Below are 24,735 nucleotides of genomic sequence, written 5' to 3'. Positions count from 1 at the left end.
TTACTGACGGCAAATGTCAGCCGCCAAATCGAAATAAATGCTAATTTGCCTAAAGGAACGATTCGCCATAGGCCATAGGTTCAAGCTTAAAGTGGCTCGCAATAGATTGGCCGATATCGGCAAAGCTGTTACGACGACCCAGCGATCCGGCTTTCAATCCAGCGCCAAAAGCTAATACTGGCACATATTCACGGGTATGATCCGTGCCTTGCCATGTTGGATCGCAACCGTGATCCGCCGTTAAAATCAGCAGATCGTCTTCACCTAATAATGCGAGCATTTCAGGCAAACGGGCATCAAAATATTCCAGCCCTTTGGCGTAACCAGCAACATCACGGCGATGACCGTAGTGAGAGTCGAAATCAACGAAGTTAGTAAACACTATAGTGTTATCACCCGCAGATTTCACTTCGGCTAAGGTCGCATCGAAAAGTGCTTCTAAGCCGTTCGCCTTCACTTTTTTAGTGATACCACAGTAAGCATAAATGTCGGCAATCTTGCCCACACTCACTACTTCACCGCCAGCCTCTTTCAGCTTATCGAGTACAGTTTTTGCAGGTGGCGCGAGCGAATAATCCTTACGATTGCCAGTACGGGCAAAATCACTTGGACCAGTACCATCAAATGGACGGGCAATGACGCGACCTATGTTGTAAGGCTCTAACTCTTCACGGGTTATTTCGCAAAGACGATAGAGATTGTCTAAACCGAAGGTTTCTTCATGACAAGCGATTTGGAATACTGAATCAGCAGAGGTGTAGAAAATAGGCTTGCCAGAGCGCATGTGCTCTTCGCCTAACTCTTCTAAAATGGTTGTACCTGAGGCATGGCAATTACCTAAGAATCCATCCAGACCTGCACGGGCTAAGATCTTATCCGTCAGTTCTTTAGGGAAAGAATTTTGATGCTCGCTGAAATAACCCCACTCGAATAGTACGGGCACGCCCGCCATCTCCCAGTGACCGCTCGGCGTATCTTTACCCGAACTTAACTCTTGTGCATGACCATAAGCACCAATCAGCTCAACATTATCGCCAAAACCGGGGGCAAAGGCGCCAGTACTTTCCATCGCCGCATGGCCTAAACCTAAGCGCGCTAAGTTAGGTAATTTCAGCGGGCCTTCACGGCCAATATCGGCTTTGCCTTCGGCACATGCTTTAGCAATATGACCAAAGGTATCGGAACCAACATCACCAAAGCTTGCTGCATCAGCAGAAGCACCGACTCCAAAGGAGTCCAACATCATAATAATGGTACGTTTCATAATTCTTCCTTAAAGGTCCGATGCACGAATATAGGCATAGATCTCAGGTGTTTTTTCTGGAGAGGTTTCACCAATGTGAATCGCTTTTTTCACCGCGAGTTCAGCTTCCGCGAAGGCAGCTTCAGACTGTGCATGGATAACGGCAATCGGAGTCGATGAATCTACTTTATCGCCTAAAGCACACACTTGAGTTAAGCCAACACTATAGTCTAGTGCATCACCGGGCTTACGGCGGCCGCCACCTAAGGTCACAACCGCTAAACCTAACTCACGGGTATCCATGCTATAGGCATAACCTTGCATATCGGCAAAAACTGGGCGAATAATTTGTGATTGCGGTAGGTATTTATTGTAGTTTTCAACAAAATCAACTGGACCACCAAGACCCGACACCATCTTGCCAAAGAGTTCTGCAGCGCGACCATTATCGAGCACACGATTCAGTTTAGCGCGAGCGTCGGCTTCATTGCTTGCAAGACCGCCCAGAAGCAACATCTCAGCGCAAAGACCTATAGTGACTTCATATAAACGCGGATTACGGTAAGCCCCCGTTAAAAAGTCGATGGCTTCTTTCACTTCAACCGCGTTACCGGCGCAAGATGCAAGCACTTGATTCATATCGGTAAGCAAAGCTGTCGTTTTAGTGCCCGCACCATTAGCAACAGCTGCAATACTGCGAGCTAATTCTTCCGATGCTTCATAGGTTGGCATGAAAGCACCACTACCGACTTTCACATCCATCGCTAGTGCATCTAAATTACAGGCTAATTTCTTAGACAGAATCGACGCTGTGATGAGGGAAATGGATTCAACGGTGGCGGTATTATCGCGGATAGAATAGAAACGTTTGTCGGCAGGAACGAGATCGCCTGTTTGGCCAATAATCGCCACACCGACTTCTTTAACCACTTTACGGAACAATTCACTTGATGGCTCAGTTTGATAACCCGGAATGGCATCAAACTTATCGAGCGTGCCGCCCGTATGACCTAGGCCACGCCCAGAAATCATAGGCACATAACCACCACAAGCCGCAGCCATAGGGCCAAGCATAAGGCTAATCACATCGCCCACACCGCCAGTGCTGTGTTTGTCGATAACAGGGCCATTGAGTCCCAATGATTGCCAATTAAGTACAGTGCCAGAATCACGCATCGCTGTCGTTAAAGCGATTCTTTCATCCATATTCATGTCATTAAAGTACACAGCCATGCCTAATGCGGCAATCTGACCTTCGGACACTGCGTTAGTAGTGATACCTTGAACAAAAAACTGTATTTCTGCAGAACTTAGCGCTAAACCATTACGTTTTTTACGAATAATCTCTTGAGCTAGAAACATGATACTGCCTCCAAGATAGACACTAACAACCCTGTCGCTAGTGCTTATCTTTGCAATGAAACATCAAAACTGTAGCAATATTACAAGTTCATACTATCGAAGTTTTGAGTTTGCCAAATAGATTTAGGTCACACTTAATTAGGCTCGCTATACACTGATAGTATTAATCAGCGATAGTTTGCAATTAATAGCCTTGAGTCGGCTTAGGCGCATCAGCTAATTCTAGTGTGTGTAACAAGCTGTTTAGTAAACTTGAAGCACCAAATCTAAAGGTACGTGGTGAAACCCATTCAGCACCTAAAATACGCTCAGCAACACCAAGGAATTCAGCCGCTTGTGCAGCATCACGCACACCACCGGCAGGCTTGAAGCCTACTTGTGTATTCTTCTCGCTAATCACAGTTAACATGATTTCAGCGGCTTCAAGTGTGGCGTTTACAGGCACTTTACCAGTAGAGGTTTTAATAAAGTCAGCACCTGCATCGATTGAAAGCTCTGATGCACGGCGGATAAGTGCAGGATCAGCTAACACGCCAGATTCGATGATGACTTTTAACAAGACTTCACCACAGGCTTCTTTACAGGCTTTAACTAATTCAAAACCAATTGTTTCATTGCCTTCCATCAGTGCGCGGTATGGGAATACCACGTCAACTTCGTCGGCACCATAAGCAACAGCGGCGCGAGTTTCTAGCACAGCAATGGCAATGTCATCATTGCCATGGGGGAAGTTAGTCACAGTGGCGATTTGGATATCTTCAGCACCGATCTCATCTAACGTCTTGCGTGCAATCGGGATGAAACGTGGATAAATGCAGATAGCGGCAGTATTGCCCGCAGCCGTTTTCGCTTTGTGGCACAGGTCGATCACTTTTTGATCTGTGTCGTCATCATTCAAAGTCGTTAAGTCCATTAACTCAATGGCGCGTTGTGCTGCTTTTTTTAAATCAGTCATAATAGCTCTCCAAAATAAAAATTAAATGAATAGAAATCAGTCGCATAAAAGCAACGCTTGAGAGGTGGCATTATTTTGATTATTTTTATATGGCCGGGCCTTCAGGCGGTGCCGAGTAATTTGCTTGTACAAACTACCTTGTTGTAGGTATTCAATCTTGCCTAAGTCATAAAGAACAATAGGCATCCTGACACTTAAAATAACTTATAAGTGACCACGACTTGAATCCTTGAAGACCGGAAGAGAGGATACGAATAAAATCTTGCTCCTACTTTTCCGCGAAAAATCCATTTTAGCGCGAGAAAAACACAAACCTTTATATAAACCCACTTGTTAGCCTAATAGGCTTAGATAAAGACTCATGGTAAAACTAAAGATGGAGCCGCATAATGCGGCTCCAACAAGCAACTAGTATTACAAGAAATTAGAACTTGTAAGTAGCTGACAGGTAGTGTGACCAACCAGTTGATTCTAGGCCAGTAGCACCATCATCAGTTAGCAAGTAAACATCTTTGAAGCCTTTCAAGCCATAACCCAGAGCATAACGATCTGAATGCCAGTATAGACCGAAGAATACGTTACCGCCGTTAGTTGATTTGCCCTTAACTAAAGGACCATTCTCAACAGCAGGCCAATATGCTTCGTCAGCACCAAATTGATAATCGATGTAACCTTGGAATGACAGGAAGCTTTTGTTATCGAAGAAGTAGAAAGGTTTGAACCAGTTAGCAGAGAACTGATATCCATTCCACTCTTTAGCGTTCATGTCATAGTAACCGTACAGGTTCATGCCTGTTTTGCCTAACCAAGGCACGTTTACATCAGCACCGACACCCCAAAATGTAGAGTTAACGCCAGAACCATCACCATCGTTAACTAATCCATCCCAGTTGAACAGAGTAGAGAAGTAAACTTCTTGGATTGGTCCAAAAGACAAGTCTTTACCAGTCAGCGCATCGATAGATACACGTGGAGCAAACTTCATAAACAGCTTACTTTTACCTGTACCTGGATTCTTGTCACCATTGCTTGATGTTTCGTTTGCCAAGTTGAATACGTCAACATAACCGTATAGATCGAATACGCCAGAACGACCGCCGAATTCCATTTCTAAGTAGTTGTGTTGATCGCCAGCCGCTGGGTTCTCTGGCTTTTCACCGATAGAGTACATAGCGTTGAACTGCATCCACTTGTAATCAGAACCGTGAAGGTCAGTACGATCAGCAGCAAATGCATTGCCAGAGATTGCTGCTACTGCAGTAGCGGCTAAAGCTAAAGTTTTAACGTTTTTCATCATCAACCCCATTTATCTTGTTTGCTACCATCGAGGGTAGCGTTCTTTTTGTGGCGTTCGCATTCTACCTAGATTAAAAAAAATCTCAATAATCTAGCGTAAAATCACAAACACAAAATTCTTAATTGTGAACAAAGTCGCGACTTCTGCATTACGATTAATTAACGTAACCGTAGGCTCACGACATTTAAGACAGAATGACAGCTACACTTCAGTTGCATTCTGTGTCTTTCAATTGGAGAAACTATTCACTACAGGAATCACTACTGGAAAATGGTTGAATTAACTTAGGCCCTGCCCTGCATGGTCAGGACCCAGTTAGTGGGGTTTCCCCCTGCTGTTGTTACTTAGATAGCTAAGAACAAACCAGCAAGTGTTGCGCTCATTAAGTTAGCTAAAGAGCCGGCGATAACCGCACGAATACCCATTGTAGCTAAATCATGACGACGGTTAGGAGCCATAGCACCTAAACCACCAAGCAAAATCGCGATTGAAGACAAGTTAGCGAAACCACACAGAGCAAACGAAATAATCGCTTGTGTTCTATGAGTCATCACAGCTTGAGTTTCAGCAACGCATAACGGCAGGCCTTTAACAACTTCAGCAGCAACCGCTGTACAAGTAGTGGCAGCATCAGAGATATATGGAGCAAAGTTTAAGTAAGCAACGAATTCGTTAACAATGATCTTTTGACCGATGAAAGAACCTGCTACTAATGCTTCATTCCAAGGCACACCGATAAGGAATGCTAATGGCATAAACACATAGCCAAGGATCAGTTCAAGTGTTAAACCTTCAACACCAAACCAACCACCCACACCACCAATAATGCCGTTGACCATAGCGATCAAACCAACGAAGGCTAACAACATAGCGCCTACGTTTAAGGCTAAATGCATACCAGATGAAGCACCTGCAGCAGCGGCGTCTAACACGTTAGCTGGTTTGTCAGGATCTTCTGGTAAATCGCTCATGTCATTTTTAGCAGCTTCAGTTTCAGGGTGCATCAGTTTAGCCATTAATAGACCACCTGGTGCTGCCATGAATGAAGCGGCAACTAAGTATTCGATAGGTACACCCATCTGCGCGTAACCAGCCAATACTGAACCCGCGATTGATGCCAAACCACCCACCATGATCGCAAACAGTTCAGACTGCGTCATAGTTGGAATGAATGGGCGAACCACTAATGGGGCTTCAGTCTGACCAACGAAGATGTTAGCAGTTGCTGACATAGATTCAGTACGGCTTGTGCCCAATGCTTTTTGTAAACCACCACCGATGATACGGATGATCCACTGCATAACGCCTAAGTAATATAGAACCGCAATCAGAGAAGAGAAGAACACAATAACGGGTAACACGTTAACTGCGAAGATAAAGCCAAGTTTGAAGTTAGCTAAATCACCAAACAGGAAACCGATACCGTTTTGTGCGTAACCAATAACGCTAGAAACCGCATCAGACATCCCTTTCAGAATGTCTTTACCAACAGGAATATACAGTACAAAACCACCGAAGGCAGCTTGGATAGCTAACGCGCCGCCCACTGTACGTAAATTAATTGCTTTTTTGTTATTCGATAGGAGGAAACCTATCGCAAGTAGGGTGACCACCCCTACTAAACTCATTAATATATCCATTAACCATCACCCTATTGTTAACACTTTTTAATTATGTTGTTAATCAACCTATTTCCGAGTCAGATTATACCCGAGGCAAAGTCGAAAATCGTCGTTTTGATCATATTTTTGGAGTTTAATTTCAATCGCTTAGTGCAGAATGCTAGTGCGACCTACACCTGTTTATTTAAAAACAGCTAAAGGTCAAACAGTTGCATTACATTCGACACCAAGTGTTCTGATATTAGAACACTTGATTTTTTTTGCAAATTGGCAATTTTGTCTATAAAAAGAACAAGGTTAGCGGGCTGGTTACGTTTTTCAGTAACATTTATCGGTGTCATTGCAGGAGAGTCAGTCTCAAGTATGAAGTGCTGAAGTGGTAATTCGCTGACAGTTTTGAGCAATTTTTTAGCATTAGGGTTCATAATCAAACCACCAATTCCCAGCTTAAAACCTAATTTGATATATTCCAGTGCAATTTCAGTACTGCCAGAAAAAGCATGTATCACACCGCCTCTAGGCAATTGATACTTTTTCAAACACTCTAAAACCTCTGAATGTGCTTTTACGCTATGAATAATAACTGGCAGATTAACGGACTTAGCTAAAGCTAATTGTGCCTCAAAAAATGCGAGCTGCTGAGGCCACGTTGAGGAATAGAGCTTATCTAAGCCACATTCACCAATAGCAACAAAGCGAGGACATTCTAGTAACGCCGAAACTTGAGATGTTAATGCTAAGATCCCAGCATCAACATCCTCTGGACAAAACCAAGGATGAATACCAAGGGCAAAATAAGTTTGGTATTGTTCGGCAACGGCGAGCTGTTTGTGCCAGTGCTGCGGCGACACACCGGGAATAATCAGATTATCTACGCCAACACTGTGCATTCGCAACACCACATCGTCGCGGTCAACATCAAACTCAGCAAAATCCAAATGGGCGTGGGTATCAATCACAGTAAATGCCTCACTCTGCGGCCGATTTACCAATTGAATGAGGTTCAGGTGGTGATACGGTTTCGTCAACCACCAAAGCTTTGACGCATTTTACCGCTAATGGAGGATCTTCAAGGCGTGGCATGCAACAGCGACGATTTTCAGGTGTCAGCCCCATTCGGTCGCACCAATGAATATAAGCCTGCCATGTTTTTGTGATCCAATTCGCCATCATTCACATCCAGAACCGATTTTTAGTTTTCGTTAGATACAAAAATGGCGGTGAATTCACCGCCATTTCAACCACTATTCTAAACCGAACCCTATTAGTGTTCGCGGGTTTTCGCAAACTCAATATCAGGATATCTTTCCATCGAAAGATTAAGGTTAACCATAGTTGGTGCAATATAGGTTAAGTTATCGCCACCATCGAGAGCCAAGTTTTGGCTACACTTACGGCGGAACTCTTCAAGCTTACGCTCATCCTTACAATAAACCCAGCGAGCTGTCGACACGCTAATACCTTCGTAAATAGCTTCAACGTTATATTCACTCTTCAGACGACCAACAACCACTTCAAACTGCAGTACACCCACAGCGCCAACAATCAAATCGTTAGTATCAATTGGGCGGAATACTTGTACAGCACCTTCTTCAGATAACTGTACTAAGCCTTTTAAGAGTTGCTTCTGTTTAAGCGGATCGCGCAAACGAATACGGCGGAACATTTCAGGGGCGAAGTTAGGTACGCCAGTGAAACGGAATTTTTCACCTTGGGTAAACGTATCGCCAATACGGATAGTGCCATGGTTATGTAAACCGATGATATCGCCTGGGTAAGCTTCTTCAGCACGCTCACGATCGCCTGCCATAAAGGTCAATGCATCGCTAACGTTAACATCTTTACCAATACGCACATGGTGCATTTTCATGCCTTGCTCGTAACGGCCAGAACACACACGCATAAAGGCGACACGGTCACGGTGTTTTGGATCCATGTTTGCTTGGATCTTGAACACGAAACCGGTGAATTTTTCTTCATCAGGCATGATAACGCGTGTATCGCTTTCGCGCGGTAATGGCTTAGGTGCCCACTCGACGATGCCGTCAAGAATATGGTCCACACCAAAGTTACCTAGCGCAGTACCGAAGAACACTGGCGTCAACTCGCCTTTCAAGAAAGCTGCATGGTCAAATTCATGCGACGCGCCGCGCACTAATTCCATCTCATTGCGCAAATCAGCGGCATAACTGCCAATCGCTTTCTCAAGATCAGGATTATTAATGCCTTTAATTACACGACGCTCTTGGATCGTGTGTCCCATACCTCCTTGATACAAGACCACTTCATCACGCAGTATGTGGTAAATACCTTTGAACTCTTTACCGCTGCCAATAGGCCAAGTAATAGGTGCACAGGCAATATTCAGCACGCTTTCGACTTCATCCATCAGATCAATAGGATCACGGATATCGCGGTCGAGTTTGTTCATAAAGGTCACAATCGGCGTATCACGCAGACGTGTCACTTCCATCAACTTGATCGTACGGTCTTCAACACCCTTAGCAGAGTCGATAACCATTAGACAGGAATCAACGGCCGTCAGAGTACGATAAGTATCTTCAGAGAAGTCTTCGTGACCAGGCGTATCGAGTAGGTTAACAAGGGCGCCACCATAGGGAAATTGCATGACAGACGTAGTAATAGAAATACCACGGTCTTTCTCCATTTCCATCCAGTCAGACTTAGCATGCTGACCCGATTTTTTGCCTTTAACCGTACCCGCTTTCTGCAAAGCGTTTCCGAATAACAGCACTTTTTCGGTAATGGTTGTTTTACCCGCGTCGGGGTGCGATATGATCGCGAAGGTGCGACGTTTATCGACCTCTACTTTATTGCCTGACATGTTAACCTATGCACTTGTATCGCTAAAAAGGCGCAAATTATAGCGCCTCAGTTCGAGCTTGGCTAGGCAAAGCCCGAGATGAACTCGGGCTGAGAGAGGTTATTTTGTGGCTTCGAGCAAACCTTTGACTTTGGCGAGTTCAATACGCGCATATCTATGTTCGACAAAATCATAGATATTGGTTGCCAATGCTAAGCGAAAATAGTTTGCAGCATCTTGATATTGCTTAGTTTCTATCGCCATTTTTGCAAGGTAAAAATAAGCTTCACATAAACGTTCAGCATATTCTTTCGGATATGTTAAGCCTACTTTAGCGGCTGAAAACACCTCATCACGGCTTTTTTTACCTAAATAATAATCGACGATAACAGTCGCCCAAGCATCATTTTCTAAATTCTGACGATGCTGCGCTAACTGTTTTTTCGCTTCAACGGAGTCAGCTTTCAAATCAATCAAATACAGCCATAATGCCCGATAACCGTCTTTATTATCGCCTGCATAAAACGCCTGCATATCTTTAGTCGCTAAATCAATGCGGTCGCCATAGTACAAAGCAATACCGCGATTCAAATAGGCATAATCATAATTAGGTGCTAACTCTAATACGCCATCGAAGGCTTCATAGGCGCTGTCGTATTCACCTTCTTGGGTGTAATAAATTCCAAGGAAATTATAGGCATCAGCAAGATCAGGCTGAAGTTTTAACGCTTGCATAAAATCAATCCGTGCGAGCATTCTTAAGCCTACACTGTCGTAAATCACACCACGATCGTAATGAAATCTAGCTCTCTGTTCATTCGTCAGTTCGACCGTAGCCAAAATCTCGTTGAGTTTTGCCAGTGTCACTTCGACTTTATAATCAGGCATAACCGGCGCGACAACCAATTTACCTTCAACATCATTATGGTTATCTAAAGGAGACTGGGTGGTTGCGCATCCGGCTAACAACATACTGGCACTCGCCAGCACAGCAACGACAGCGGTTCTAATTTTAAGACTCATCCATTTCTACCTTTTTTAGATTCCCAACATACGCAGAAGAATCTTCATGATAGCAATCCCACCACAGGACCGCTATTAGGGAATTAAGATTAATAGTGACTTTCTTAATGCCAAAACAAAAAAGGAGATCATTTGATCTCCTTTTGATGCAATCACTTAAAAAGTGTATGCCTATAAATAAGTCAAAGACTCATTATTCAGCAGCAGCTTCTTTCGTTTGTGCTTCTTTAATTGACAGACGTACGCGGCCTTGACGATCCACTTCCATCACCTTAACGGCAACTTCTTGGTTCAGCTCAAGGTGATCAGACACGTTAGCAACACGTTCATCACTGATTTGTGAAATGTGTACTAAACCGTCTTTGCCCGGCAGAATGTTCACGAATGCGCCGAAATCAACGATACGGATAACCTTACCATTGTAGATACGACCCACTTCAACTTCTGAAGTGATTTCTTCGATACGACGGATAGCTTCTTTAGTTGCTTCGCCGTTTGAAGAAGCGATCTTCACAGTACCATCATCTTCTAGTTCAATCGTAGTGCCCGTTTCTTCGGTCAGAGCACGGATAACTGCGCCACCTTTACCGATAACATCACGGATTTTTTCTGGGTTGATCTTGATAACAGTGATACGTGGAGCGTGATCAGAAATATCATCACGGTGTGAACCAATCGCTTGATCCATCACGTTTAGAATATGTACACGTGCACCATAGGCTTGTTGCAGTGCGATATCCATGATTTCTTTAGTGATACCTTCGATCTTGATATCCATCTGCAGTGCAGTAATACCATCACGCGTACCAGCAACTTTAAAGTCCATGTCACCTAAATGATCTTCATCACCTAAGATGTCAGAAAGAACAACGAAATCATCGCCTTCTTTTACTAGACCCATAGCGATACCCGCTACAGAAGTTTTGATAGGTACACCGGCATCCATCAACGCGAGAGAAGTACCACATACTGACGCCATAGAGCTTGAACCGTTAGATTCAGTGATTTCAGATACAACGCGTACGCTGTATGGGAATTCAGCAGCTGAAGGCATAACAGCATTGATACCGCGCCATGCTAACTTACCATGACCGATTTCGCGGCGCTTAGGTGAACCCACCATGCCTGTTTCACCAACAGAGTATGGAGGGAAGTTATAGTGCAACATGAAACGGTTAGTGCGCTCGCCCATGATGCTGTCGATCTTCTGTGCATCACGTTCAGTACCTAAAGTACAAGTCACTAACGCTTGAGTTTCGCCGCGAGTGAACAACGCGCTACCGTGAGTACGTGGCAATACGCCCGCTAACACGCTTAATGCACGGATCATGTCTGGTTCACGACCATCGATACGTGGCTCGCCACGGATGATGCGACCACGAACCACTTTCTTCTCTAAGCTACCCAGTAAGTTGTCAACTTCACGTAAATCAACGCTTGGATTGCTCGCTAACAAGGCTTCTTTTGCTGCTGCTTTAACAACAGAAACTTGAGCATAACGATCTTGTTTAACTTGGATTTTATACGCATCGCCTAAACCAGCTTCAGCAAGCTCTTTGATTTGGGCAACTAAATCGGCATCTTGCGTTGGTGCAGTCCAATCCCAAGTTGGTTTACCGGCTTCTGCTTTAAATTCAGCAATCGCCTTGATAACCACTTGTTGTTGATCGTGACCGTAAACTACAGAACCTAACATCACTTCTTCTGGTAATGCTTGGGCTTCTGATTCCACCATTAATACTGCACCAGCAGTACCAGCAACCACTAAGTTCAGTTGGCTGGTTGCAAGTTGTGCAACACTTGGGTTCAACACGTATTCGCCATCAATGTAACCCACACGTGCAGCACCTAAAGGACCGCTGAATGGAATACCAGAAATAGCCAGTGCCGCAGAAGTACCGATCATGGAGATGATATCTGGCTCGATTTGTGGATCGACAGATACTACGGTAATGATAACTTGAACTTCGTTTTTGAAACCATTAGGGAAAAGAGGGCGAATTGGACGGTCGATCAGACGAGCGATTAATGTCTCATCTTCTGAAGGACGGCCTTCACGCTTAAAGAAACCACCAGGAATTTTACCCGCTGCGTAGGTTTTTTCTTGATAGTTAACAGTCAGAGGGAAAAAGTCACGGCCTGCATCTGCATCTTTTTTACCGACAACAGTGACTAACACTGTCGTGTCACCCATACTCGCTAAAACGGCTGCATCAGCTTGACGCGCTATAACACCTGTTTCCAGGGTGACTGTATGTTGACCATACTCAAAACTCTTTACAATAGGATTCACGTGACCCATTCCTTAATTAATGACCTTGAATTACGCGCGTAAGTATACTGCAATTCGGATCAATAGATAAAGAGCAGATAATGATGACAAATACGTAACTTTTCACTAAAGTGGTTAAATCAACAAAGAGTTGCGGTTTATATTGATACGGAAAATCTCGCCGATGGTGAATAATTATCATGAAGGATGCGCCCGATGACAGGCCGTTTTAAGTCACTGACGTGGAAACAAACTAACCTAGTCGTATTTACTGCCCTATTTTTTGCCATTGCCATTTTTATTGTTGAAATCGCTTTAGTCGTCGTATCAACCAAACAACAACTCACGACCACTCAGCAAGAACTCCTTGATTCAGTTGAACAACCTGCAGCAAATGCCGTATGGGCATTAGATGATAATTTAGCCCGTCAAACTTTAGAGGGTGCCATCAAAGTCGAACATGTTGGCTCGGCGGTGATTGAGCTGGACGATGGCTCAATGTTTGTTTCTGTCAGTAATAATAAGCAGAATAACTCACAGACTTTTATCAGTTTAAGTAATAAATTATTTGATGATCTCAAAGAAATTTCTCGCCCTTTGTATAGGCCTTTTTATTTTGAAGGTACCCAACAACAGCAACTCATTGGTACATTAACAGTTTTCTACGATACCCAAGAACTCACAAACACCCTCTTCTCGCAGTTAAGATTTAGTTTTTTTGCTACTCTCGCTCGTGCACTCTTACTCACCTTAGTGCTGTCCGTGGTATTCCATCGCTTCCTGACTCAGCCTATCGCACGCATCAGTGAGGCCATCGATAAGATCGAACCCGACTCACCGGACGAAAATCTCTTACCTATGTCCAACGCGCATAAGGATGATGAACTCGGCCTAGTGACCTCGAAATTCAACCAAATTCTTATCCAATTTAGCCAAACGCAATCCAAACTGCGCAAAATGGCGACCCGAGATCCGCTAACTGGCTTACCGAACCGCACATTATTGCTTGAAACCATCGCAGTCACTATCCAACGCTCGCGAGTACACAAACGCAGCTTTGCATTGATGTTTATCGACTTAGACCGTTTTAAGAATATCAACGATTCCCTTGGCCACGCATTAGGAGATCAATTCCTCGCTCGTATCGCCCGCATTCTCGAACGATTCGTTGGTGATAAAGGTACAGTTTCCCGCTTAGGTGGAGATGAATTTGTTATTCTGGCCGATACAGTTCACACCCCAGACCAAGCAGCAGATTTTGTAGATAAGCTACTGATCCAGCTCAATGTCCCGATTCAATTAAATGAACATGCAATTCATCCTGCGGCATCAATTGGGATTTCTATTTATCCCGAAGACGGTAACAGCGCTGAAGATTTGATCCGTCACGCTGACATTGCCATGTACAGCGCGAAAGCTGCAGGCTCGAATCAATGGGCCTTCTTCAAACAACAGATGACTGAGCGAGCAGCAGTTCGTTTACGCACTGAAGCATCTTTACATGATGCGTTAAAAAACAATGAATTTTTACTGTATTTCCAACCGAAACTTGATCTGCAAACGGGCAAAGTCATCGCCTGTGAAGCCTTGATCCGTTGGCAAAAAGACGGACGACTCATCAGCCCCATTTCCTTTATTCCCGTCGCGGAAGAGACAGGTATCATCATTCCTATAGGTCGTTGGGTGATAGAGCAAAGCTGTAAAGTCCTTAGGGAATGGCAGAAAAAATATAACTATGCCATCCCAATTGCGATTAATGTTGCCTCACAGCAATTTGCCGATGCCAGTTTAGTTCCCGATATCAAACAGATGGCATTACGCTATCAAATCCAACCTGAGTTGCTGGAAATTGAAATCACTGAAACCTCGTTGATGAACGACATTGAACTCGCTATCGCTAAGCTTGAACAATTGAAATCAGCCGGATTTGGCATTGCAGTCGATGACTTTGGCACAGGGTATTCTTCACTCTCTTACCTGCGCCATTTGCCTATCACTACCATGAAAATCGATCGTTGTTTCGTTTCCGATCTACCAGGGGATAGTGCAATTGCATCGACCATTTTAATGTTGGGAAAGCAGCTTAATTTGACCATTGTGGCCGAAGGCATTGAAAACGAACAGCAATTGGATTGGTTGAAAGAAAATCAGTGCCAAGTCGGCCAAGGTTTCTATTTTAGTCAACCTCTGCCCCAAGCAGAATTTGAAGCGCTGTATATAGCAACACAAACAGCAACAATAAGCAGTCTTGATGGTTTACGTGGGGCTTAGGATACTTACATTGGCACTTAATCAATTCGATGCTTAATCACATTAAGCTAAGCATAACGGACCTAAACGTTAGACTGATTTTGACTGTAACTTCTTTATATCTCTCGTTTACACAATCAATATTCTGTTGAATTTTAGGCAATAAAAAAGGAGGCTAAGCCTCCTTTTTCACGTTAGTCGACGCGAAATTAACGACGTAGACCTAACTTTTGGATCAGAGCAGTGTAACGTGCTAAATCAGTACGTTTCAGGTAAGCAGTTAACTTACGACGTGAGCTAACCATACGTAACAGACCACGACGTGAGTGGTGATCATGAATGTGCTCTTTGAAGTGATCTTGCAAATGGTTGATTTGCGCAGTTAACAAAGCAACTTGAACTTCAGTTGAACCAGTGTCGTTTTCACAACGGCCAAAATCAGCCAAAATTTTTGCTTTTGCTTCAGGACTTAGTGACATGTATATCTCCAAATAAATAATATGAATCTCTAGCCGATCACTAACTCAGCCAGAGGGCGCGCTATTTTACCCATAAACCCACCCTAGCGCAATAAAAGGCGGGGACTAATGCATCAACTAATTTAATCATTTGTCGATGGATAACGGGCTAATGCGTTTCTGCAGGTTCGTCATGGATAACAATGAGTCGTTTCGGCGCTAATAAGCCATCTTCGTTCATTGTGCCAATCCCCACAAATCGGCGAATGTCACCTAAAGTGATACGTACCAACTCATCGGTTTTCAATTCTGCATTAACTGGTACTCGAACCGCTTGACCTTGCATTAAGTAAGGAGCTATCGCATCCGGCACATTCACCTCTGGAAAATCGGCCACGGCCGTGTCCATAGGCAATAACAGAGGGTCGAGTAATACGCTCGGATCTATCTGTTGTTCATGTGCTTGAGCAACTAGCGTTTCAAGTTGTTCTAAAGTGACCATTCTGGCATAGGGATACTGTGCAACTTGGGTGCGGCGCAGCATAATCACATGGGCGCCACAACCGAGCATCTCACCGAGATCGTCTATGATAGTGCGAATATAAGTGCCCTTAGAGCAATGAATGTCTAAGGTCAGCTCATCGCCTTCAAGACCGATGAAATTTAGCTCAAATACCGTAATAGGGCGAGATTCACGCGGCACTTCTATACCTTCACGGGCATATTTATACAGGGGCTGACCCTGATATTTCAGCGCGGAATACATAGAAGGCACTTGCTGAGTTTCACCACGGAAGAAATCAAGCGCAGTTAATAGCTGCGCCTCGGTAAAATCAATGGCGCGGGTTTGCACCACTTCACCATCGGAATCACTGGTATCTGTCCGTTCGCCAAGCTTTGCAGTGACTAAATAGCGTTTATCGGCATCCAATAGATGCTGAGAAAACTTAGTCCCTTCGCCTAAGCATACAGGTAACATACCTGTCGCTAACGGATCGAGTGCGCCCGTATGCCCAGCTTTATTCGCATTAAAAAAGCGCTTTACCCTTTGCAATGCAAAGTTTGAACTCATGCCAGTGGATTTATCCAGCAGCACTATCCCATCGATAAAACGACCTTTTGGACGACGAGCCATTAATCTTTACCTTCCGTTTCATCTGCGTCATCAGCAATATCATCACCTAAGACTTCATCTTCAACCGATGCGTCTTCGCTGCCAAATTGCTGTTGCTTCGCTTTGTCTTGGTTGATCACTTGGCTAACTAAGTTAGACATGCGCATACCTTCAACCAGCGAGCTATCGTAGATAAAACGCAGTTCAGGCATGACACGCAGCTTCATACGACCCGCCACTAAAGTGCGGATATAAGGAGCTGCGCTGATCAAAGCGTTTAGCTTTTCTTGAACGACAGCTTTGTCTTCTTCAAAAAAAGTCACAAACACTTTGGCATAGCTGAGATCGCGAGAGACGTCGACGTCATTCACAGTCACAAAGCCAATACGAGGATCTTTCATGTCGCGCTGTAGCACTTGAGCAAGTTCTTGCTGAAGCTGCTGAGCGATTCGACGAGTACGACTGAATTCTTTTGCCATAATATTTCTTACCATAGCTTAAATTGATAAGGGCGGCTAAAGCCGCCCTTATTATCGTTACAGAGTACGAGCAATCTCGACGGTTTCGAATACTTCGATTTGGTCGCCTACGCGAACATCGTTGTAGTTCTTAACGCCAATACCACATTCCATACCATTGCGAACTTCAGCAACGTCGTCTTTAAAGCGACGTAGCGATTCGAGTTCACCTTCGTAGATAACAACGTTATCACGTAGTACGCGAATTGGCGCGCTACGCTTGATGGTACCTTCGGTCACCATACAGCCAGCAATTGCACCCAGCTTAGGTGACTTGAACACATCACGAACTTCAGCCAGACCGATAATTTGTTGTTTGAACACAGGAGACAGCATACCTGTCATCGCTGCACGCACTTCATCAATCAAATTATAGATAACGCTGTAGTAACGTAAATCAACACTTTCACTTTCGATAGTCTTACGGGCTTGTGCATCGGCACGTACGTTAAAGCCAACCATGATAGCGTTAGAGGCAGCCGCTAAGGTTGCATCCGTTTCAGTCAGTGCACCCACACCGCGAGCGATGATGTTCACTTTCACTTCGTCGGTAGACAAACCTGTTAACGAATCAGTAATCGCTTCGAGTGAACCTTGTACGTCTGCTTTAAGAACGATGTTCAGTTCTTTCACTTCGCCGTCTGTCATGTTCGCAAACATGTTTTCTAGCTTAGATTTTTGCTGACGTGCCAGTTTCACATCACGGAACTTACCTTGACGATACAGGGCAACTTCACGAGCTTTACGTTCGTCACGTACAACTGTTGCTTCATCACCTGCAGACGGAACGCCTGACAGACCTAGAATTTCAACAGGAATAGATGGACCCGCTTCAGTGATTGAACGACCGTTTTCGTCTTTCATTGCACGAATTTTACCGTACTCAAGACCACACAGAACGATATCACCTTGGCGCAGCGTACCTTCTTGAACCAGAATCGTAGCCACAGGGCCGCGACCTTTGTCCAATTGTGATTCAATGACCACACCGGCAGCCATACCATCACGTACCGCTTTCAGTTCGAGAACTTCAGCTTGCAGTAAGATACCTTCTAACAGTTCATCAACGCCTTCACCTGTCTTAGCTGAAACGAAGGCAAACATGTTGTCTCCACCCCAATCTTCAGACATAACACCGTGTTGTGACAATTCGCTCTTAACGCGATCGATATCCGCTTCCGGTTTATCCATCTTGTTCACAGCCACGATTAATGGCACGTTACCGGCTTTAGCATGTTGAATAGCTTCGATTGTTTGCGGCATTACACCGTCATCGGCAGCAACAACTAGCACAACAATATCCGTTGCCTTAGCACCACGGGCACGCATTGCGGTAAACGCGGCGTGACCAGGAGTATCAAGGAAAGTGATCATGCCATTTTCAGTTTCAACATGGTATGCACCGATATGCTGAGTAATGCCACCGGCTTCGCCAGCAGCCACTTTAGCGCGGCGAATGTAGTCGAGTAACGAAGTCTTACCGTGGTCAACGTGCCCCATGATAGTCACAACTGGTGCACGAGATTCTAGCTTAATGCCATCTTCATCATCACGGTCTTGTAGCACTTGGTGCTCAAGCTCGTTTTCACGGATAAGCACAACTTTGTGACCCATTTCTTCAGCAACTAGCTGGGCAGTCTCTTGATCTAACACTTGGTTGATCGTGACCATAGAACCCATTTTCATCATCTGTTTGATGATTTCAGTCGCTTTCACTGCCATTAAATGCGCAAGTTCAGAAACAGTAACAGTTTCACCGATACGCACATCACGGCTCACTGCTGCCACAGGCTTATTGAAGCCATGCGCCATAGACTCAGGTGCAGTACTGCGGTTACGCATGTGTTTTTCACGGCCGTCACGGGCATCTTTGCCGCCACGTTTTTTCGCGTTGCTCTTGTTACGAGCACGACGTCCGCGTTTTTCTTCATCCAGATCAGAGGTATCTTCAGCAGCACGAGCTACTTTAGATGTCGTGATGTGATGATCACCGTTTTTCTCAGCTTCTAAACGTTGGCGCTCTTCTTCGGCCCAGCGTTTAGAATGTTCTTCAGCGAGTAAGCGAGCTGTTTCTGCCGCTTTAGCCGCTTCTTCGTCTTGCTTACGTTTAGTTGCCGCTTCTTGCGCCGCTTTCAAACGTTCAGCTTCTAGACGAGCCGCTTCTGCTTCTGGTGACATATCTTTAACCACTTTCACTTCGGCTGCTGCTTTAGCTTTCGCCTTGGCTTCTGCTTCCACTTTTGCCTTAGCATCTGCTTCAGCTTTCACTTTTGCTGCCGCAGCAGCTTCTGCTTCGGCCTTTGCTTTTGCCAAAGCTTCTGCTTCGGCTTTCGCTTCTTCTTCAGCCTTCAGAGTAGCCTCATTAGCATCACGCTTAACGAAAGTTCGTGTTTTACGAACTTCAACTTTAACATCTTTAGATTGACCACCATTACCGGCCACACTTAGGGTCGATACGGTTTTACGCTGCAGCGTCATTTTCGTTGGCGCATTTTCGCCACCGTGCTGCTTTTTCAGATAATCCAGTAACTGCTGCTTTTCAGCTTCAGTCACTTTATCAGCTTGGCCTTTCTTAATTCCAGCCTGAGAGAATTGCTCAATCAGACGTTCAACACTTTTACCCACTTCCGTGGCCAATTTCTCTACGGTAGTATCTGCCATCAGTTAAATCCCCCTGTTGATCGACTTATGCTTCTTCGCCAAACCAACAGATATTGCGGGCTGCCATGATGAGCTCACCTGCTTTTTCTTCTGTCAATTCTTCAATTTCGATCAAATCATCAATGCCTTGTTCAGCCAAGTCTTCTAGAGTCACAATACCTTTGCTAGCGAAAACATAGGCTAAGTGTCTTTCAACACCTTCAAGTGCTAGCAACTCTTCACTTGGCTCCACACCATCCAGTGCTTCTTCAGTAGCGAGAGCTCGAGTTGAGATCGCCGCTTTTGCACGTTCACGTAAAGCTTCGACGAGATCTTCGTCAAAACCGTCAATCGCCAATAGTTCAGACACAGGCACATAGGCAACTTCTTCGAGCGACGTAAAGCCCTCATCTGCCAGTACTTGTGCAAAATCTTCATCGACATCCAGTGAGTTAACAAATAAATCAACCACCTTGGCACTTTCTGCCTGATGTTTCTTATTCATATCTTCCACTGTCATAACGTTCAGAACCCAACCAGTCAGTTGTGTTGCTAAACGTACGTTCTGGCCATTACGTCCAATGGCTTGTGCCAAACTATCGGCTTCAACAGCGATATCCATAGAATGGTTATCTTCGTCGACTATGATAGAGGCAACATCGGCTGGCGCCATGGCATTGATCACGTATTGTGCTGGATTATCATCCCACAACACGATATCAACACGTTCGCCACCCAGTTCATTCGAAACGGCTTGTACACGCGCTCCGCGCATACCCACACACGCACCGATAGGATCGATACGGCGATCATTCGACTTAACGGCGATCTTAGCGCGAGCGCCTGGATCACGAGCAGCTCCCATGATTTCAATCAGTTCGTCAGCGATTTCAGGCACTTCAACACGGAAAAGCTCGATCAGCATTTCAGGTTTAGTACGGCTTAAGAATAATTGTGCACCACGAGCTTCTGGACGTACTGAGTACAATAATGCACGCACACGGTCACCAGGGCGGAAAGATTCGCGTGAAATTAAGTCTTCACGGAACAATACGCCGTCAGCGTTATTACCTAAGTCAACCACTACGCTCTCGCGAGTCGCTTTTTTGACCACACCAGTGATTAACTCACCTTCCTGATCTTGGAACTGCTCAACCACTTGCGCACGTTCAGCTTCACGTACTTTCTGTACGATCACTTGCTTAGCGGTTTGAGTGGTAATACGGTCAAACACCACTGACTCGATATCGTCTTCGATAAACTCGCCAGGTTGGATGTCCGGATTTTCGTAACGTGCCGCTTCTAACGTGATTTCACGATAAGGGTTTTCTAACGCTTCACCGTGATCATCAACTACCATCCAACGACGGAAAGTATCATAACCACCGGTTTTACGGTCGATAGCAACACGAACGTCAATATCACCTTCGTACTTTTTCTTGGTTGCTGTGGCCAGAGCAATCTCTAGCGCTTCAAAAATTTTCTCGCGTGGAACGGCCTTTTCATTTGAAACCGCCTCAGCGACTAGCAGAATCTCTTTATTCATCTCGTCTTGCCTCGTTCACCTTGAAACCATCAAAACTTAGCGATTAAGTTGCCTTTGCGGATATTATCCAATGCGACAACTAACTCTTTACCATTCACTTTCAGCGAGAGCATTTGCCCGTCGACCGCAGTGATGGCGCCTTTTAAATTACGACTGCCGTCAACCGGCATAGTCAATTGAAGCTTTACATCCTCGCCTACATAGCCCGCGTACTGCTCAGCAGTAAATAAGGGTCTATCTACGCCTGGCGAAGAAACCTCTAGGGTATATTCTGTAGAAATAGGATCTTCAACATCGAGTACAGCACTGACTTGGCGACTTGCATTGGCACAATCTTCAATATTGATACCATTCTCACCATCAATGAACACTCGCAGTGTGGAATGCTTACCCGCTTGAACATATTCAATGCCCCACAGCTGAAAGCCTAATGCTTCCACAGGTACTTTGAGCATTTCTGCCAGTCTGAATTCTAACGTTGCCAAGATTGACCCCCGAAAAAACAAAAAAGGGCTTAATAGCCCTAGTACAACGCCACATACGAAGCATGCGACAAATTTAAAAGTCCCAGATAACAAAAAACCCCGTAATCACGAGGTCATTAATTTCAAGAACCTGTAAACCATAACGAATTCAAACACTATTCGTTACTAGGAGCTGGTTGCGGGGGCCGGATTTGAACCGACGACCTTCGGGTTATGAGCCCGACGAGCTACCATGCTGCTCCACCCCGCGTCAACTGTGTGCAAGTATATTGACTATCGTCATTTCTTGCAATAACTAAGAGAGAACTTATCTCGTCTATCTTAGTTATATTTGGTGCCGAGAGCGGGACTTGAACCCGCACGACCGTTAGGTCACAGCCACCTCAAGGCTGCGCGTCTACCAATTTCGCCACCTCGGCGACACCTTTTACTAGTCAGGAATTTTCGTTTCTGACTTTTGGGTTCCTTGCTCAACAGGTTGGGTAACCTGTTCAGTGTCTGAACCTAAATCTTTCCATGAATCTTCATTTTTTGCGTGGTTTGCACTTAAGTTACCAATAAGCAGACTTAAAGTGAAAAACGCAATGGCAAGAATCGCCGTACTACGTGTCAGGAAGTTACCTGAACCGCTTGAACCAAAAAGAGTACCTGATGCACCGGCGCCAAAAGAGGCCCCCATGTCAGCTCCCTTACCTTGCTGAATTAATACTAAGCCGATTAGACCTAATGCAACCAACAAGTAAATAACTACTAGAACTTCATACATATTATGCGCTCATCGCTATGGTACACAGACTTAAAAACTCGCTAGAGTTTAAGCTAGCACCGCCAATCAGTCCACCATCAACATCAGGTTGGGCAAATAAATCTGCAGCATTACTCGGTGTCACACTACCACCGTAGAGAATCCTGATATTTTCTCCGATAAACGGAGACACTTCAGAGAGGCGTTTGCGAATAAACGCATGAACTTCTTGTGCCTGCTCTGGTGTAGCACTTTTACCTGTTCCTACAGCCCAAAGCGGCTCGTAGGCGATAATAGCGTTATCAAAAGCCATAGTGCCATTTTTCTGGATCACTATATCCAACTCTTCAGCAATCACCTCAAAGGTGCGTCTTGCTTCACGTGCTGGACCTGACTCACCCACACATAAAATTGGAGTTAAGCCATGCTTTTGTGCAGCGGCGAATTTCTCCGCTACGATATTACTCGTCTCTCCGTACATACGGCGACGTTCTGAATGCCCGATAATTACATATCGACATCCTGAATCTTTGAGCATCTGACCTGAAACTTCTCCGGTATAAGCGCCAAAGTCATGTTGACTTAGGTTTTGTGCGCCCATCCTAACAAGTGAACCGTCTAACGCTTCCTTGTTTGCTTCTAGCAGTTGCCTAACGCTCTCTAGATAGATAGAAGGCGGGCATAAAACCACTTCAGCTGAATCATTTTGGAGCTTAGAGGCAAATTTTTTGAACAACTCTTGGGCTAATGCCGCACTGCCGTTCATCTTCCAATTGCCAGCTACCATAGGACGTCTGAGTGCCATCACTGTCTCCTCTGAAAGCGGCGTGAATAATAGCGAACCACTTATTAAGTTACAATAGCTAAATTCGAATTTTTTCAGATATCAGGTTGGAATGCTTATTTTTTACACGCCAAAGCTGTTTTCTGTTCATTTGTGCAGCTAACACCTTAATTTTAAATTGGTATCAGCCGCACTCATTACAAAATTAGCAAATATTAGCTTGCCGATTTTACCGCATCCGCAATCAAATTTGCGTGCGCCAATACTGCCCTATGATCGTCACCTTCAACCATGACACGGATCAAAGGTTCAGTGCCTGACTTACGTAATAATACTCGGCCACGCACGCCCAGTTGAGATTCAACCTGTGCCTGCGCCGCTTTAACTTTATCTGACTTAAGAGGGTCATGTTCGCCTTCAAAGCGCACATTGACTAACACCTGCGGCAACATTTCCATCGCAGAAGTCAGTTCTTCTAGCGTGGCATCCTGACGACGCATAGCCGCTAACACTAAAATCCCCGCAACTATGCCATCACCAGTTGTGCCGTGATCAAGATTGAGGATATGCCCTGAATTTTCACCGCCAATGCGCCAATCGAGTTCTTTAAGTAGTTCCATCACATAACGGTCGCCCACTTTCGAACGCGCAAAGGGGATGTCTAATGCTTGCAAGGCGAGATCAAGCCCAAGGTTTGACATTAACGTACCAACTACACCACCGCGTAATACGCCACGGGATTTCGCATCACAGGCCAGAATATATAAAATTTGATCGCCGTCGATCACTTCGCCTTTGCTGTTGACCATCATAATACGGTCACCGTCACCGTCGAGTGCAATACCTAAATCGGCACTTTCGGCTAGAACGGTTTCACAAATTTTACCCATGGACGTCGCGCCCACTTTATCATTGATGTTCATCCCGTTGGGTTTATCACCTATAGCAATCACCTCGGCACCTAACTCACGAAACACAGCTGGCGCTATGTGATAAGTTGCGCCATGGGCACAATCAACCACAATTTTTAGCCCAGTTAACGTGTGTTCTGCAGGAAAATTACCTTTGCAATACTCAATATAACGGCCACGGGCATCTTCAATACGCGATACCTTCCCCAATAGATGTGACTCAACACAAACGAGGGGCTTCTCAAGCTCTGCTTCAATTTCTAGCTCTAGGTTATCGTCTAACTTACTGCCGTCGGTGGAGAAAAACTTAATACCGTTATCATAATACGGATTGTGTGACGCGCTGATCACCACCCCAGCTTCGGCGCGAAACGTGCGCGTCAAATAGGCTACTGCTGGCGTTGGCATAGGTCCCATTAACATCACATTAAGGCCTGCAGCAGAAAGGCCAGCTTCTAATGCTGACTCAAACATATAGCCCGAAATACGGGTATCTTTCCCTATAATCACCTTTTTGGTACCACTGCGGGATAACACGCGCCCCGCCGCCCAACCTAACTTAAGCGCAAGCTCAGGCGTCATTTGACCTGAACCGACCTTTCCCCGAATACCGTCAGTTCCAAAAAATTTACGTTCTTTCATATCGCTCCACAAACTCAAATGTGTCCCAATGATTTGGGATCATA

General features: G+C 45.0%; 20 protein-coding genes and 2 tRNA genes. 1 reads left to right on the top strand and 21 read right to left on the bottom strand.

The window, feature by feature from the left end; genetic code table 11:
- Window positions 1-49 precede the first annotated feature (49 nt).
- From L5L98_RS08915 to pnp, 10 genes are all read right to left on the bottom strand, one after another.
- Entirely contained in the window at window positions 50-1,264 is a 1,215-nt protein-coding gene (locus tag L5L98_RS08915) for a phosphopentomutase (RefSeq protein ID WP_105251710.1), read from the bottom strand.
- Window positions 1,265-1,273: 9 nt separating this feature from the next.
- Entirely contained in the window at window positions 1,274-2,605 is a 1,332-nt protein-coding gene (gene deoA, locus L5L98_RS08910; protein ID WP_263140122.1) for a thymidine phosphorylase, read from the bottom strand.
- 184 nt (window positions 2,606-2,789) lie between these two features.
- Window positions 2,790-3,560, bottom strand: coding sequence for a deoxyribose-phosphate aldolase (deoC, locus tag L5L98_RS08905; protein WP_219234627.1), 771 nt, complete (start codon window positions 3,558-3,560; stop codon window positions 2,790-2,792).
- Window positions 3,561-3,984: 424 nt separating this feature from the next.
- Entirely contained in the window at window positions 3,985-4,854 is an 870-nt protein-coding gene (locus L5L98_RS08900; RefSeq protein ID WP_263140120.1) for an outer membrane protein OmpK, read from the bottom strand.
- Between the two features lie 347 nt (window positions 4,855-5,201).
- Window positions 5,202-6,497 carry a NupC/NupG family nucleoside CNT transporter gene (locus L5L98_RS08895; protein ID WP_263140119.1) on the bottom strand — a complete coding sequence of 432 codons (1,296 nt, stop codon included), beginning with the start codon at window positions 6,495-6,497 and terminating at the stop codon, window positions 5,202-5,204.
- 176 nt (window positions 6,498-6,673) lie between these two features.
- Entirely contained in the window at window positions 6,674-7,438 is a 765-nt protein-coding gene (locus L5L98_RS08890) for a TatD family hydrolase (RefSeq protein WP_113939305.1), read from the bottom strand.
- Window positions 7,439-7,448: 10 nt separating this feature from the next.
- On the bottom strand, window positions 7,449-7,652 hold the full coding sequence (locus L5L98_RS08885) for a hypothetical protein (protein WP_263140117.1): 204 nt from the start codon (window positions 7,650-7,652) through the stop codon (window positions 7,449-7,451).
- A 91-nt stretch (window positions 7,653-7,743) separates the two neighbouring features.
- Window positions 7,744-9,324, bottom strand: coding sequence for a peptide chain release factor 3 (prfC, locus tag L5L98_RS08880; protein ID WP_105251704.1), 1,581 nt, complete (start codon window positions 9,322-9,324; stop codon window positions 7,744-7,746).
- Window positions 9,325-9,423: 99 nt separating this feature from the next.
- The gene (gene nlpI, locus L5L98_RS08875) at window positions 9,424-10,326 is read right to left on the bottom strand and encodes a lipoprotein NlpI (RefSeq protein ID WP_263140114.1); all 903 of its coding nucleotides are present in this window, start codon (window positions 10,324-10,326) and stop codon (window positions 9,424-9,426) included.
- Between the two features lie 193 nt (window positions 10,327-10,519).
- Window positions 10,520-12,619 (bottom strand): polyribonucleotide nucleotidyltransferase, encoded by a 2,100-nt coding sequence (gene pnp, locus L5L98_RS08870; RefSeq protein ID WP_105251702.1) that lies wholly within the window; start codon window positions 12,617-12,619, stop codon window positions 10,520-10,522.
- A gap of 195 nt (window positions 12,620-12,814) precedes the next feature.
- On the opposite strand from pnp, the gene L5L98_RS08865 reads away from it, so the two are divergent.
- The gene (locus L5L98_RS08865; RefSeq protein WP_105251701.1) at window positions 12,815-14,869 is read left to right on the top strand and encodes a putative bifunctional diguanylate cyclase/phosphodiesterase; all 2,055 of its coding nucleotides are present in this window, start codon (window positions 12,815-12,817) and stop codon (window positions 14,867-14,869) included.
- Window positions 14,870-15,057: 188 nt separating this feature from the next.
- Here L5L98_RS08865 and rpsO read toward each other — a convergent pair whose 3' ends face one another.
- The 11 genes from rpsO to glmM form a co-directional block, all read right to left on the bottom strand.
- Window positions 15,058-15,327, bottom strand: coding sequence for a 30S ribosomal protein S15 (gene rpsO / locus L5L98_RS08860; RefSeq protein WP_028761447.1), 270 nt, complete (start codon window positions 15,325-15,327; stop codon window positions 15,058-15,060).
- A gap of 148 nt (window positions 15,328-15,475) precedes the next feature.
- Window positions 15,476-16,441 carry a tRNA pseudouridine(55) synthase TruB gene (gene truB, locus L5L98_RS08855; protein ID WP_263140107.1) on the bottom strand — a complete coding sequence of 322 codons (966 nt, stop codon included), beginning with the start codon at window positions 16,439-16,441 and terminating at the stop codon, window positions 15,476-15,478.
- The gene (rbfA, locus tag L5L98_RS08850) at window positions 16,441-16,899 is read right to left on the bottom strand and encodes a 30S ribosome-binding factor RbfA (RefSeq protein ID WP_105251700.1); all 459 of its coding nucleotides are present in this window, start codon (window positions 16,897-16,899) and stop codon (window positions 16,441-16,443) included. The genes truB and rbfA overlap by 1 nt, the downstream gene beginning before the upstream one ends.
- A 57-nt stretch (window positions 16,900-16,956) precedes the next feature.
- On the bottom strand, window positions 16,957-19,599 hold the full coding sequence (gene infB / locus L5L98_RS08845) for a translation initiation factor IF-2 (protein ID WP_105251699.1): 2,643 nt from the start codon (window positions 19,597-19,599) through the stop codon (window positions 16,957-16,959).
- 25 nt (window positions 19,600-19,624) lie between these two features.
- Window positions 19,625-21,124 carry a transcription termination factor NusA gene (nusA, locus tag L5L98_RS08840; protein WP_028761452.1) on the bottom strand — a complete coding sequence of 500 codons (1,500 nt, stop codon included), beginning with the start codon at window positions 21,122-21,124 and terminating at the stop codon, window positions 19,625-19,627.
- Window positions 21,125-21,153: 29 nt separating this feature from the next.
- Entirely contained in the window at window positions 21,154-21,609 is a 456-nt protein-coding gene (gene rimP / locus L5L98_RS08835) for a ribosome maturation factor RimP (protein WP_006082718.1), read from the bottom strand.
- 173 nt (window positions 21,610-21,782) lie between these two features.
- A tRNA-Met gene (locus L5L98_RS08830) sits at window positions 21,783-21,859 on the bottom strand.
- Window positions 21,860-21,941: 82 nt separating this feature from the next.
- Window positions 21,942-22,028: transfer RNA gene (locus tag L5L98_RS08825), tRNA-Leu, on the bottom strand.
- A gap of 11 nt (window positions 22,029-22,039) precedes the next feature.
- Window positions 22,040-22,375: a preprotein translocase subunit SecG gene (secG, locus tag L5L98_RS08820; protein ID WP_028761453.1), complete on the bottom strand. Its 336-nt coding sequence runs from the start codon at window positions 22,373-22,375 to the stop codon at window positions 22,040-22,042.
- Window position 22,376: 1 nt separating this feature from the next.
- Window positions 22,377-23,159, bottom strand: a complete 783-nt coding sequence (tpiA, locus tag L5L98_RS08815) for a triose-phosphate isomerase (RefSeq protein ID WP_006082720.1) — start codon at window positions 23,157-23,159, stop codon at window positions 22,377-22,379.
- A 194-nt stretch (window positions 23,160-23,353) separates the two neighbouring features.
- Window positions 23,354-24,691, bottom strand: coding sequence for a phosphoglucosamine mutase (gene glmM, locus L5L98_RS08810; RefSeq protein ID WP_263140103.1), 1,338 nt, complete (start codon window positions 24,689-24,691; stop codon window positions 23,354-23,356).
- Between the last annotated feature and the right edge of the window lie 44 nt (window positions 24,692-24,735).

Origin of the sequence: Shewanella sp. SM23, from assembly GCF_025654295.1 — a bacterium.
Lineage (GTDB): Bacteria > Pseudomonadota > Gammaproteobacteria > Enterobacterales > Shewanellaceae > Shewanella > Shewanella oncorhynchi.
This window is presented reverse-complemented; position numbering and strand designations above follow the sequence as displayed.